Source organism: Rhizorhabdus histidinilytica (assembly GCF_900167915.1).
Classification (GTDB): Bacteria; Pseudomonadota; Alphaproteobacteria; order Sphingomonadales; family Sphingomonadaceae; genus Rhizorhabdus; species Rhizorhabdus histidinilytica.
The window spans coordinates 136,328-149,470 of the sequence record NZ_FUYM01000004.1 but is presented as its reverse complement, the minus strand read 5'-3'; the positions used below and the strand labels follow the sequence as shown (position 1 = coordinate 149,470).

Below are 13,143 nucleotides of genomic sequence, written 5' to 3'. Positions count from 1 at the left end.
GAAGCGAAACGATCACGGGGAATTACCGATCATGAAGAAGGCGTTCTTCGCCATCCTGCTCATCTCCGCCGCCGTTCCGGCGATCGCCCAGCAGTCGCTGCCGGTCGAGAAGCGGGTCGACAAGCTGGAGAAGGAAATGAAGGCCGTGCAGCGCAAGGTCTTCCCCGGCGGGGCCCAGCAATATTTCGAGCCCGAGATCAAGCCGCAGGTCGTGCCGGCGACCCCCGTCGGCTCCCCGGCCGATTCCGCCGTGACCGACCTCACCCGACGGGTCGACGCGCTGGAGAAGGCGCTCGCCCAGCTCACCGGCCAGGTCGAGCAGAACAGCTATAATCTGCGCAAGCTGGAGGATCAGTTCGCCAAGATGAAGGGCGACGCCGACTATCGGCTGAACGTGCTCGAGGGCAAGGCGCCGCCCGCCCCGGCGGGTGCCGCGAGCGGCGGCAACCTGCCCTATGTCGTCCCGCCGGCTCCCAAGGGGGCCGCGGGCGGCACCGCCGCGGCGCCCGCCCCGGCGGCGCCGGCGCCCGCGCCGACCGCTTCGGCACCGCCGAGCGGCGATCCTGGCAAGGACGCCTATATGGCGGGCTACGATCTCTGGATGCAGAAGAAATATCCGGAGGCGGTCGCCGCGCTCAAGGCGATGTACGCCAAATATCCGAAGAACAAATATGCCAGCTACGCCCGCAACCTCGCCGGACGTGCCTATCTCGACAACGGCCAGTACAACGAGGCGATCCGCGAGTTCTTCGAGAATACCAAGATCGAGGACGGCGAGCGGGCGCCGCACAGCTATGTCTTCATGGCGCAGGCGCTGATGAAGCGGAAGCCGCCGCTGTTCGACAAGGCATGCCAGGCCTATGATGTGCTCCAGGCCAAATATCCCGACAAGGTGACCGGCCCGCTCGCCGAGATGGTCGCCAAGGGAAGGACCGATGCCAAGTGCAAGTGAGGCTTGGCTGAACGACGACCTCCATTTTCCGTCATGCCAGCGCAGGCTGGCCTCCATGTCTGGATTCCCTCTCGATGGCATCTGGTTGACGAGAGGCATGGACCCCAGCCTGGGCTGGGGTGACGATAGGGGATGATCGACATCGACTCCGCCCAGGCGGCCCGCTTCCTCGCCGCTCTCGCGTCGCTGCTGCCAGACGACGGTGCCCGGCTGGGGCTCGCCGTGTCGGGCGGGCCCGACAGCATGGCTATGCTCCACCTCGCGGCGGCGGCCTGTCCCGGCCGGGTCGAGGCGGCGACGGTCGATCATGGCCTGCGCGCCGAAGCCGCGGCCGAGGCGAAGCTCGTCGCCCGTGCCTGCGCCGCGCTCGGCGTGCCCCACGCGACGCTCCGGGTGACCGTCGAGCGGGCCGCCAGCATCCAGGCCGCCGCGCGGCGCGCGCGCTATGCGGCGCTTGCGGGGTGGGCGGCGGGGCAGGGGCTCGCCGCGGTCGCTACCGCGCATCATGCGGACGACCAGGCCGAGACACTGCTGATGCGCCTGGCCCGCGGCGCCGGGCTGTCGGGGCTCGCCGGCATTCGGGAGCGCCGCGACATCGGTGGCGTATTGCTGGTTCGCCCGTTGCTCGGCTGGCGCCGTGCCGAGCTGGCGGGGATCGTCGCGGCGGTCGAGACCGTCGACGACCCCAGCAACGTCGACCCGCGCCACGACCGCACCCATGCCCGCGCGCTGCTGGCGGCGGCAGGCGACCGGCTTGATCCGATGCGGCTCGCCGCGTCGGCGGCACATCTGGCCGAGGCCGACGCGGCGCTCGACTGGCTCGTGGAGGAGGCGATCCGCTCGCGCGTGGATCGCCCAGGAGGCGGCCGCATCGTCGCCGATATCGAGGGGTTGCCGCGCGAGGTTCGCAGGCGGATACTCGCCCGGCTGGTCGGCGAAGCCGATTCGGCGGTGGACGGCCCGGCGCTCGAAACCGCGATGGCGCGGCTCGATGCGGGGCAGGTTGCGAGCCTGGGCACGCTCAAACTGTCGCCCGGACGCCGCATCTCGATCGAAAAGGCGCCGCCGCGACGCTGATCGCGGGGAGCCTTCCGATCTGTTCCATTGTTATTAATGCGGCGATGCCTATCTGGGTCTGGACCCTAATCCCGCGAAAGGCGGAATTGATCGATGAACGACGAAAAAGAGCCGAAACAACCCAACCCCTGGATGAAGAGCCTCGCCATCTGGATGGGTATCCTGCTGGCGCTCGTCGTCTTCGTGTCGATGTTCGAAAGCTCGTCGCGCACCGCGGCGGGCGACCAGATCGCCTATTCCGAATTCCTCGCCCGCGTCGACGACGGCCAGGTCCGCGAGGCCGATATCGGCGACGGCATGATCAGCGGCAAGTTCAACAACGGCGCTGGGTTCAGCACCAACGCGCCGAATGACCCGATGCTGATCCAGCGGCTCGCCGAGAAGAACGTCACCTTCCGCGCCAAGCCCGCCGAGCAGACCAGCTTCTGGATGATCATGCTCTACCAGTCGCTGCCTTTCCTGCTGATCCTCGGCATTGCCTTCTTCGTGATGCGTCAGATGCAGAAGAATGCCGGCTCGGGCGCAATGGGCTTCGGCAAGTCACGCGCGCGGATGCTGACCGAGAAGCATGGTCGCGTCACCTTCGACGACGTCGCCGGCATCGACGAGGCACGCGAGGAACTCCAGGAGATCGTGGATTTCCTGAAGGACCCGACCAAATTCGCCCGCCTTGGCGGCAAGATCCCGAAGGGTGCGCTGCTGGTCGGCTCGCCCGGCACCGGCAAGACGCTGCTCGCCCGCGCCATCGCGGGCGAGGCGAACGTGCCTTTCTTCACCATCTCGGGTTCCGACTTCGTCGAGATGTTCGTCGGCGTCGGCGCGAGCCGCGTCCGCGACATGTTCGAGCAGGCGAAGAAGAACGCGCCGTGCATCGTCTTCATCGACGAGATCGACGCGGTCGGCCGCCATCGTGGCGCCGGCCTCGGCAACGGCAATGACGAGCGCGAGCAGACGCTGAACCAGCTCCTCGTCGAGATGGACGGCTTCGAGGCGAACGAAGGCATCATCATCGTCGCGGCGACCAACCGTCCCGACGTGCTCGATCCCGCGCTGCTGCGGCCCGGCCGCTTCGACCGCCAGGTCGTCGTGCCGCGCCCCGACATCGAGGGCCGCGAGAAGATCCTCGCCGTCCACATGAAGAAGGTGCCGCTGGCGCCCGACGTCAACGCACGCACCATCGCGCGCGGCACGCCGGGCTTCTCGGGCGCCGATCTCGCCAACCTCGTCAACGAGGCCGCGCTCCTCGCCGCGCGCAAGGGCAAGCGCCTCGTCGCGATGAAGGAGTTCGAGGAGGCCAAGGACAAGGTCATGATGGGCGCCGAGCGCAAGTCCATGGTCATGACCGAGGACGAGAAGAAGGCGACCGCCTATCACGAGGCCGGCCACGCCCTTGTTTCGCTCCACGTGCCGGGCTGCGATCCGCTCCACAAGGTCACGATCATCCCACGCGGCCGCGCGCTGGGCGTGACCTGGAACCTGCCCGAGCGCGACCGCTACTCGATGACCATGAAGCAGATGAAGGCGCGTCTCGCGCTCTGCTTCGGCGGTCGCATCGCCGAGCAGCTGATCTACGGTGCGGACGAGCTCAACACAGGCGCCTCCAACGACATCCAGCAGGCCACCGACATGGCCCGCGCGATGGTGATGGAATATGGCATGTCGGAGAAGCTCGGCTGGCTGCGCTACCGTGACAACCAGGATGAGGTGTTCCTCGGCCATTCGGTCGCGCGCAACCAGAGCGTGTCGGAAGCGACCGCCCAGCTTATCGACCAGGAGGTCCGCCGACTGATCGAGGAGGCCGAGGGAACCGCGCGCAAGGTGCTCACCGACCATCTCGACGAGCTCCACCGTCTCGCCACCGCGCTGCTCGAATATGAGACGCTGTCGGGCGAGGAGGCCAAGCGCGTCATCGCCGGCGACGATATCGGCCGCGACCAGGGCAATTCCCGCGCGCCGGCCGCGCTCAGCACCGGCGGCTCGTCGATCCCGAAGAGCCGCCGTCCCGGTAGCGGGTCGAGCGGCGGCGGCTGGGGCGAGCCCAAGCCCGCCTGACCGTTACCTCCAGGGCATAGGAAAGGCCGCATCCCGCAAGGGTGCGGCCTTTTTCTTATCTATCGGAAGCTTTTTTGCCGCACGATCCGAACCAGCGCCTCTGTCGTGAAGGAGAGGGCGGCGGGACCTTGAGCATCTCCCATCTCGCACATGCAGCACGCAAGGAGCGAAAGCGCAGGAAAACGCGCCGCTAGAATCGGATTACCGTGAACGATCGGTGAGGAGGGGGCCTCAGCCCAGGGCCAGGTAGGCCAGCGCGGTGACGCTGAGCGCGGCGGCGCTGCACAGTGCCAGCAGGCGACAACTGCATTCGCAGAAACCAGGACTAACCCGTTCCATACGACTCTCCCGATGTCTGCCGTCGCGCTGTTTCCACGCGATCGGCCGAGGGGAAAGCCTATCACATTATCCGCAATTCACAACATCCTCGGGCTCGGAGAGCGACGCGACGAGGCGGCTCAATATGTCGTGGAGCTGCGCCCGGTCGGTCTCCGACAGAACTGCGCAGATTTCCGCCATCAATTCCCTGCGAAGCGGTTCGGTGGCGGCGATCGCGCTTTCGCCCAGCGGGGTGATCGCCAGCCGCTTGACCCGCCGATCCTGCGGATCGGAGGTGCGGACGATCAACTGGTCGCGCTCGAGCGAATCGAGCGACTCGGTCACCGTGCGTGGCGCCAGGTCGAACAGGTCGGCGATGTCGGCGGCGCGCGCCGAGCCGCCCGACTTCCGTACAAAGGCGAGCATCTTGGTGCGGGCAAGCGACGCGCCCTGCTTGGTCATCGCCCGGTTCACCCGCCGATGCATCAGCATATAGGCCTTGGCGAGACCCGTGATCAGCTCTTCCTCGTCCACTTTCATGAGGAACCTCATAACATGGTATTGCATTATGTTGCAAGTGCGAGCATATGGCGCACCACCCTATCCAGATACGGACATCCAGATGAGCAACGATAGCGTGCAGCTCGCCCCTCCCGAAAATGAGGAAGGCAAGACGTCGCCTCTCCAGAATCCGCGCGTTCGGCGGATATTGCTGATCGCCGTCGCGGTGCTGCTGATCGGCGCCGTCCTGGGTTTCCTGCGCTATCATCTCTACGGCCGCTTCCAGCAGTCGACCAACGACGCCTATGTACAGGCAGACGCCGTGATCGCCGCGCCGAAGGTGTCGGGCTATGTCGATCAGGTGTTCGTGATCGAGAACCAGGCAGTCAAGGCGGGGCAGCCGCTGGTCCGCATCGATCCGCGCGATTATCGGGCGCAGGCCGCGCAGTTCCAGGCGCAGATCGACGTTGCCAGCGCCAATGCCGCGGGCGTGGACGCGGAGATGGGCGAGCAGCAGGCGGCGATCGCGCGAGCCGAGGCCGATGTCGCCGCCGCCGCCGCCGATGCGGCCTTCGCGCAGGCCGAATATGTCCGTTACCAGCCGCTCGCCGAAAGCGGCGCCGAAACGCGCGAGAAGCTCTCCCAGCTCCGCAACCAGGCGGCGCTCGCCAACGCCAAGCTCAGCGCCGCCAAGGCTTCGCTCGCCAGCGCGCAGCGCCGCGTCGGCACCTTGCGCGCGCAGGTACGGCAGGCGCAGGCGCAGGGCGAGGCCGCCCGCGCCCAGCTCGCCGCCGCCAGCACCAATGTCGAGGCGACGATCGTCCGCGCCTCGGTCGACGGCCGGATCGGCGACAAGACGGTGCGCCAGGGGCAGTTCGTCCAGGCCGGCACCCGGATGATGAGCGTCGTGCCGACCCGCGACGTCTATATCGAGGCCAATTTCAAGGAGACCCAGCTCGGCCTGATGCGGGTCGGCCAGCCGGTGAAGGTCGAGGTCGACGCGCTGCCCGGTGTCGACATCCCGGGCCGGATCGCCAGCATCTCGCCGGGTACCGGCGCGCAATTCTCGGTGCTGCCGCCGCAGAACGCGACCGGCAACTTCACCAAGATCGTCCAGCGCGTGCCGATCCGGATCGCAATCAGCCCCGGCCCGGAGACCCGTGCGCTCCTGGTTCCCGGCATGTCGGTCGAAGTGACGGTCGACACGCGCTCGGCAAAGGGCGCCGCCGACCGGGTCCGCGAGGAGCAGGAGCGCCATAATGCCCGGGTCGTGCGATGAGCGCGGCCGCCGCTGACGGCCGCACGGCTCAGGCGGCAGGTACGCCCGTCCGGCGTGCGGACGCCAGCGCCTGGCTGGCGGTGATCGCCGGCAGCCTCGGCGCGATGATGGCGACGCTCGACGTCTCGATCGTCAACTCCTCGCTGCCCACCATCCAGGGCGAGATCGGCGCCAGCGGCACCGAGGGCACCTGGATTGCGACCGCCTATCTGGTCGCGGAGATCGTCATCATTCCCCTGTCGGCCTGGCTCGAACGCGTGCTCGGCCTCCGGACGTTGCTGATCGTCGCGGCGACGCTGTTCACCGGCTTCTCGATGATGTGCGGCTTCTCGACGAACCTCACGGTGATGATCATCGGCCGGGTGGGTCAGGGCTTTACCGGCGGTGCGCTGATCCCGACCGCGATGACGATCATCGCCACGCGCCTGCCGCGTGAGCAGCAGCCGGTCGGCAATGCGTTGTTCGGGGTGACGGCGATCCTGGGGCCGGTGCTGGGGCCGCTGATCGGCGGCTGGCTGACCGAGAATATCAGCTGGCACTATGCCTTCTTCCTCAACCTGCCGATCGGCATCCTGCTGATCTCGCTGCTGCTGCTGACCATGCCGCACCAGAAGGCACGGCTGGGCGAGCTGCTCCACGCCGACTGGCTGGGCATCGCGGGGCTCACGTTCGGCCTCGGCGGCCTGACTGTGGTGCTCGAGGAGGGGCAGCGCGAGCAATGGTTCGAGAGCGACGTGATCGTGAAGGTCTCGATCGTCGCCGCCCTCGGCTTCATCTCTCTGTTCGCGGGGCAGTTCGTCGCCCGGCGCCCCGTGATCAAGCTCAAGCTGCTGCTCGACCGGCAGTTCGGCGCGGTTGCGGTGATGGCGATCGTGATCGGCATGATGCTCTACGGCACCTCCTATGTGATTCCCCAATTCCTTGCCGCGATCGCCGGCTACAATGCGCTGCAATCGGGCAAGATCGTGCTGATCTCCGGGATTCCCAGCCTGCTGCTGATGCCCTTCACGCCGCTGCTGATCCGCTATGTCGACATCCGGATCGCGGTCGGGATCGGCCTGGCGATCATGGCGATGAGCTGCGGCATCGACACGGCGCTCAGCGCGCAGTCGGACGGCGCGGCTTTCGTGGACAGCCAGCTTCTGCGCGGTGTCGGCACGATCATGGCCTTCCTCTTCCTCAACCAGGCGGCGATCGCTTCGGTGAGCGCGGAGGATGCGGGCGACGCGGCGGGCCTGTTCAACGCGATGCGCAACCTGGGCGGGTCGTTCGCGCTCGCCGGGATCGCCATCGTCCAGGACCAGCGCCAATGGCTCCACAACCGCCGGATCGAAGAAGTGCTCAATGCCAATTCGGGCGGCGTCCAGGACTATCTGGCGGGACTGACCCACGCGCTCGGCAGTGCCGACGCGGCGCTGCGCACCCTGGCGGGCACGATCCAGCGCGATGCGCTGGTGATGACCTTCAACGATATCTTCTGGCTGATGACGGTCGGCATCCTCTGCGTGATGCCGCTCGTCCTGCTCCTCCGCCCGCTGCCCAAGGGGCAGGCGGTCGCGATGCATTGAGGTTGATGATGCGCTTTCCCTTCTGGCTTGTGCCGATGACCCTGCTGGCCGGCTGTACCGTGGGGCCCGATTATCGCGGACCCGTCTCGGCGGGCGCCGCCACGCCCCCTGCCGCCTTTGCGCGGGCCGATCGCGAGGCTGTACCGCAGGCGCCGGCCGCGGCGGCGTGGTGGACCGCGCTCGGCGATCCGGTGCTCGACGAGCTCGAACGGCGCGCGCTGGCGGGCAGTCCCAGCGTCGCGATCGCCCAGGCGCGCCTCAGCCAGGCGCGGGCGTCGCTCGGTCTCGAACGCGCCAATTCGCTGCCCAAGGCGAACGCCTCGGCGGTCTATGTCCATGCCCGCGTGCCCGGCGTCGATCTCGGTTCCTCGAACCAGGATGGTGGGACGGCCGGCGGCGGCTCGGGTGAGGACCAGGAGTCGCTCAACTTCTACAATGTCGGCTTCGACGCGAGCTGGGAGATCGACCTGTTCGGCGGGCAGCGTCGCAACCTTGAGGCGGCACGTGCCTCGCTCGGCGCGGCCGAGGCCAACCTCGCCGATGCGCGGGTGAGCCTCGCCGCCGAGGTGGCCCAGGCCTATGTCGCATTGCGAGACCGCCAGCACCGGCTGGCGCTGGCCCGCGAGTCGGCGGAGAAGCAGCGCGCCATCTACGAGCTGACTGCGCAACGGCGCGACAGGGGCGCGGCCTCGACCCTCGACGTCGAGCGGCAGCGGAGCCAGGTCGAGCAATCCAATGCGGCGGTGCTGCCCCTTGGCGCCGAATATGACGCCTATCGCAACGCGCTCGCGACGCTGACCGGCGAGGTCCCCGGCGCGCTCGACGATTTGCTCGCCGCTCCGGCGGCGGTGCCGCTTCCTCCGGCCGAGGTGGCGGTCGGCGATCCGGCGGCGCTGCTCCAGCGGCGCCCGGACGTGCGTGCGGCCGAGCGCCAGCTCGCCGCTTCGACCGCGAAGATCGGCGTGGCGAAGGCTGCGGCCTTTCCACGCCTCAGCTTCCTGGGGCTGATCGGCCTTGGCGGCACCAGCATCGGCGATGTGGTCGATCCCGACAAGCTGGCGGCGGTCGCGGTGCCGCAGCTGAGCTGGAACTTCCTCGATTTCGGCCGCAACGCGGCGCGGGTCGGGCAGGCGGAGGGCGCGCGCGACGAGGCCGCCGCCCAATATCGATCGGCCGTGCTCGCTGCGCTTCGCGATGCCGAGGACGCGTTGTCGCGCTATGGCGCTCGTCGTCAGGCGGTCGTCACCGCCGCGCGCAGCAAGGCGTCGGCGGATACGAGTGCGGCGCTGGTTCGACAGCGTTTCGATGCGGGGACGGCGACACGGATCGAATTGCTCGACACCGAACGGCAGCGCATCTCGGCGGATCAGGCGCTGATCCAGGCCAAGGCGCAGATGACCACCGACTTCATCGCCCTCGAAAAGGCGCTCGGTCTCGGTTGGGAATAGCCGCGTCCATCATCGGTCCGGCTCCCGAGGACGGCGGCTCCTCGAACCAAGATTGCGGAAATCAAATCTTCGCGCCATCCCCGGTACAGGCAGTGGCTCTATTGGCCTCGTCATTGAACGAGGAGATCGGGTTTGGCGGGTCAGCTCATCGTCGCGCGGTCCGGAATGGGAACCGCGCCGAGCAATCAGGCAAGTGACGGCGAAGCGGCGCTGGCGCGGTCGACGGACGCGCTGCCACGCGTCGCCTTCCTGTTCAACGCCCAGGCCCACCAGATCCTGCATGGCATCACCACGGCGGAGGCGCTCGCCATGGGCTGGCAGGTCGACGTCGACATATTGTCGGCCTCGGCGACCCATCTCGACCTCGCCCGCACGCTGACGCATGCGGAGAGCCACGGTCTGCTCCGTTTCGAACGGATCGGCCCGCGGCTGCTCCATCGCACGGCCGATCTGCTGCGTAGCGCGGTGCCGCCCAAGCTGTTGACCCTTGCCTCCGTCCGTCGGCAGCTCGACCGCTACGACGCGATCGCGCTGCCCGAACGGACCTCGACGATCATGCGCCGGCTCGGCGTCGTCCGGCCGCGTCTGATCCATGTCGACCATGGCGCCGGGGATCGCGCCGCCGGCTTCGACCGGCGCATCGCCCGGTTCGACTTCGCGCTCGTCGCGGGCGAGAAGCAACGGCGTCGCATGCTGGCGGAAGGGCTGATCCGGCCGGGCGCGCACGCGGTGGTCGGCTATCCCAAATTCGAGGCGATCGACCGGCTGCGCGATCCGCATTGGACGCCCTTCGCCGACGATCGGCCGGTCGTCCTCTACAACCCGCATTTCTCGGCGAAGCTCGGGTCCTGGCCGCGCCACGGCGTCGCGATCGTCGATGCGATCGTGCGCGACGGCCGCTTCAACCTGATCGTCGCGCCTCATATCCGGCTGTGCGACAATGCCCGCAGCCGCGCGGCGGTGGAGACGGCGCTCGCCCCTTATGCCCAGCGTCCCGACGTCCATGTCGACCTCGGCAGCCATCGTTCGATCGACATGAGCTATACGACGCTCGCCGACATCTATGTCGGCGATGTCAGCAGCCAGGTCTACGAATTCCTGCGCACGCCTCGGCCTGCGCTGTTCGTCAACAGCCACGGTCACGCCTGGCAGGGCGATCCCGATTATGCGCATTGGCGCTTCGGTCCGGTGGTCGACGGGCCGGAGGCGCTGGTCGCGGGGCTCGACCGGGCGGTCGCCGGGCATGGCGACTATGTACCCGAGCAGCGGCGCGCCTTCGCCGACACCTTCGATCTGCGCGACGGCGAAAGCTATTCGCGGCGCGCGGCGGCGGCGATCGCCGGCTTCATCGGCGCCCGCCCGCGCTGAATTCCTTCGTTCGAGGAGAAAGACGATGTTTCGACGGTTGCTCGTCCTGACGGCGGCGGCGTTCGCGGCGGCAGCGGGCCCCGCTGCCGCGCAGGACCTGATCGGCCTGACCCGCGCGATCGGCGTCGCCGAACGCAGCCTGTCGGCGCGCGCGATCGAGGGCGAGCTGGAGACCAGCGGCGGCCGGCTGGTCTATGAGATCGATCTGGTGCGCGGGCAGGTGCTCCACCGCGCGCTCGTCGATGCCCGGACCGGCAAGCTCATCTCGGCGGTGAAACCCAGGGCGGAGAACTGGCTGCGCGGATGGTTCGACAGGGATCGGCTGCGGAGCGGCGGCAAGGCGACCCCGCTCGGCGAGCATCTCGTCGCGCTCGAACGGCACAGCCGCGGGGAGGTCAAGGAGGTTGAGTTCGAGATCTATAATGGGCGCGGCGTCTACGAGATCGAGCTGGCGACCGCCGCCGGCGTCGGCAAGGTCCGCCTCGACGCCTCGACGGGGCAGCGGATCGCGCTGGTCCATGACGATTGAGATGCGGCCGGGAGGCGATATAGCGGGACGATGCATGTCCTTCTGATCGAAGATGACCCTCGCGTCGCCGACCATGTCGGCAAGGGATTGTGCGAGGCGGGGCATATCGTCGAGTCGGCGGCCGACGGGCGCGAGGGGCTGCTCCGCGCCGCCGCCGAAAGCTTCGACGTGATCGTCCTCGATCGCATGCTTCCGCAGGTCGACGGGCTCAAGATTCTCCAGACGATCCGTGCCACCGGCGATACGACCCCGGTGCTGATCCTCAGCGCGCTGGGCGATGTCGACGAGCGGATCCGGGGCCTGCGGGCGGGCGGCGACGATTATCTGCCCAAGCCCTTCGCACTGTCCGAGCTGGTCGCCCGGGTCGAGGCGCTCGGCCGTCGCGGGCCGGCGATCGCGGAGGCGACCGAGCTGCGCAGCGGCGACCTGGCCATCGACCTGCTCGGCCGCACCGTCACCCGCGCAGGGCGTCGGATCGACCTCACCCAGCGCGAGTTCCGTATCCTCGAATATCTGGTGCGCAACGCCGGGCGGGTAGTCACCCGATCGATGCTGCTCGAACATGTCTGGGACTATAATTTCGATCCGCAGACCAACATCATCGACCAGCATGTCAGCCGGCTCCGGCAGAAGCTCGACCGGGGCTTCGACACGCCGCTGATCGAGACGGTGCGCGGCACCGGCTATGTGGTGCGCCCGGCCGCGTGAGACAGATATTCGCCAGCCTCTCCTTCCGCCTCGCGCTCACCTATGCGGTGCTGTTCGTCGGATCGCTGCTGCTGCTGGTCGGCGCCTATTATGCCATCGTCGTCCGGGTGCCGCTCCGCCAGGCCGAGCAGGTCGTCCGGCGGGAGGCGGAAGCGCTCGCCAACGTCTACATCGTCGATGGCGAGGCGGCCCTGGTCCGCCGCCTGCGCGCACGCGACGCCGCGCCCGATCGGTACAAGGCCTTCCATGCCTTCGTCGACCGAAAGGGGAAGGTTGTCACCGCCAACCTGCCGAGCTGGCCGCGCGCCGTGTTCCAGGGCTGGGGCAGGATCGAGGCCGACATTCCCGTCGACGGCGACGAGCATGATTTCGAGGCGCTGGCGCTCGATCGGCGTTTCGACGACGGCGCCCGACTGATCGTCGGCCGCGACATCGACAACATCACCGAGCGGGAGAGGGCGCTCGCGTCGGGCGCGTCGTTCGTCGCGGCGGCGGCGGTGCTGCTGGCGCTGCTTGGCGGCCTTCTGATGAGCCGTGCGATCGGCCGCCGGGTCGACCGGGTCGCTGCCACCGCGCGCAGTGTCATGGCGGGAGACATGTCGAAGCGCGTCTCGGTCGACGGCAGCGGCGACGAATTCGACCGGCTCGCCGAGACGCTCAATGCGATGCTCCATCGGATAGAGCATTCGATGGACTCGGTCCGCCGCGTCTCCGACAGCGTCGCGCACGAGATGCGCACCCCGCTCGCCCGCCTGCGCGCCAGCCTGGAGGATGCGCTCGCCTCGGGCGAGGGGGACGCGCCCAGGGTCGGTGAGGCGCTGGCCGAGGCCGAGCGGCTGGGCGCGATCTTCGACACGGTGCTGCGCATCGCCCGCCTTGAGACCGGCAGCCGCGAGATCGAGCTGTCGCCCGCCGACCTGACCGTCCTGCTCGAGGACGTCGCCGATTTCTATCGGCCGGAAACGGAAGCGCGTGGCGTCATGCTGTCGACCTTCGTCCAGGCCGGGCTGGTCCTGTGCTGCGACCGCGACCTGATCTTCCAGGCGGTCGCCAACCTGCTCGACAACGCGATCAGGCATACCCCGCGGGACGGGGAGATCGTCCTGTCGGGGCAGGCCGAGAGGGGCGCGCTGCTGATCACCGTCCGCGACACCGGTCCGGGCATCGCGGAGAGCGACCTGCCGCACGTCACCGAGCGCTTCTACCGCGCGAAGAACGGAACGGGGGCGGGGATCGGCCTTGGCCTCAGCCTCGTCGACACGATCGCGCGACTGCACCGGTCGACCCTCGCCTTCGTCAATCTCGACGGGAGTTTCCGCGTCGATTGGCGCTTTCCCGCCTGA

General features: G+C 68.3%; 11 protein-coding genes. 10 read left to right on the top strand and 1 reads right to left on the bottom strand.

From position 1 onward, the window contains the following. Positions 1–31: 31 nt before the first annotated feature. The 3 genes from B5X82_RS10210 (at position 32) to ftsH (ending at position 4,081) form a co-directional block, all read left to right on the top strand. Positions 32–952, top strand: coding sequence for a YbgF trimerization domain-containing protein (locus B5X82_RS10210; protein WP_079648060.1), 921 nt, complete (start codon positions 32–34; stop codon positions 950–952). Positions 953–1,084: 132 nt separating this feature from the next. Then, positions 1,085–2,029 (top strand): tRNA lysidine(34) synthetase TilS, encoded by a 945-nt coding sequence (tilS, locus tag B5X82_RS10205; protein WP_079648059.1) that lies wholly within the window; start codon positions 1,085–1,087, stop codon positions 2,027–2,029. A gap of 93 nt (positions 2,030–2,122) precedes the next feature. Further along, a complete protein-coding gene (gene ftsH, locus B5X82_RS10200) occupies positions 2,123–4,081 on the top strand; it encodes an ATP-dependent zinc metalloprotease FtsH (RefSeq protein ID WP_079648058.1) in 1,959 nt (652 codons plus the stop codon). 405 nt (positions 4,082–4,486) lie between these two features. Here ftsH and B5X82_RS10195 read toward each other — a convergent pair whose 3' ends face one another. Next, the gene (locus B5X82_RS10195) at positions 4,487–4,939 is read right to left on the bottom strand and encodes a MarR family winged helix-turn-helix transcriptional regulator (protein ID WP_079648057.1); all 453 of its coding nucleotides are present in this window, start codon (positions 4,937–4,939) and stop codon (positions 4,487–4,489) included. 82 nt (positions 4,940–5,021) lie between these two features. On the opposite strand from B5X82_RS10195, the gene B5X82_RS10190 reads away from it, so the two are divergent. From B5X82_RS10190 to B5X82_RS10160, 7 genes are all read left to right on the top strand, one after another. Further along, complete coding sequence (locus B5X82_RS10190) at positions 5,022–6,179, top strand: HlyD family secretion protein (protein WP_079648056.1); 1,158 nt, start codon at positions 5,022–5,024, stop codon at positions 6,177–6,179. Then, positions 6,176–7,747 (top strand): DHA2 family efflux MFS transporter permease subunit, encoded by a 1,572-nt coding sequence (locus B5X82_RS10185; RefSeq protein WP_079648055.1) that lies wholly within the window; start codon positions 6,176–6,178, stop codon positions 7,745–7,747. Before B5X82_RS10190 ends, B5X82_RS10185 begins: the two co-directional genes overlap by 4 nt. 8 nt (positions 7,748–7,755) lie before the next feature. Beyond that, on the top strand, positions 7,756–9,195 hold the full coding sequence (locus B5X82_RS10180; RefSeq protein WP_079648379.1) for an efflux transporter outer membrane subunit: 1,440 nt from the start codon (positions 7,756–7,758) through the stop codon (positions 9,193–9,195). Positions 9,196–9,327: 132 nt separating this feature from the next. Further along, positions 9,328–10,563, top strand: a complete 1,236-nt coding sequence (locus B5X82_RS10175) for a CDP-glycerol glycerophosphotransferase family protein (RefSeq protein WP_079648054.1) — start codon at positions 9,328–9,330, stop codon at positions 10,561–10,563. Positions 10,564–10,588: 25 nt separating this feature from the next. Beyond that, complete coding sequence (locus tag B5X82_RS10170; RefSeq protein ID WP_079648053.1) at positions 10,589–11,092, top strand: PepSY domain-containing protein; 504 nt, start codon at positions 10,589–10,591, stop codon at positions 11,090–11,092. Between the two features lie 30 nt (positions 11,093–11,122). Further along, the gene (locus B5X82_RS10165) at positions 11,123–11,800 is read left to right on the top strand and encodes a response regulator transcription factor (protein WP_079648052.1); all 678 of its coding nucleotides are present in this window, start codon (positions 11,123–11,125) and stop codon (positions 11,798–11,800) included. Continuing rightward, positions 11,797–13,143 (top strand): sensor histidine kinase, encoded by a 1,347-nt coding sequence (locus B5X82_RS10160; protein ID WP_079648051.1) that lies wholly within the window; start codon positions 11,797–11,799, stop codon positions 13,141–13,143. The genes B5X82_RS10165 and B5X82_RS10160 overlap by 4 nt, the downstream gene beginning before the upstream one ends.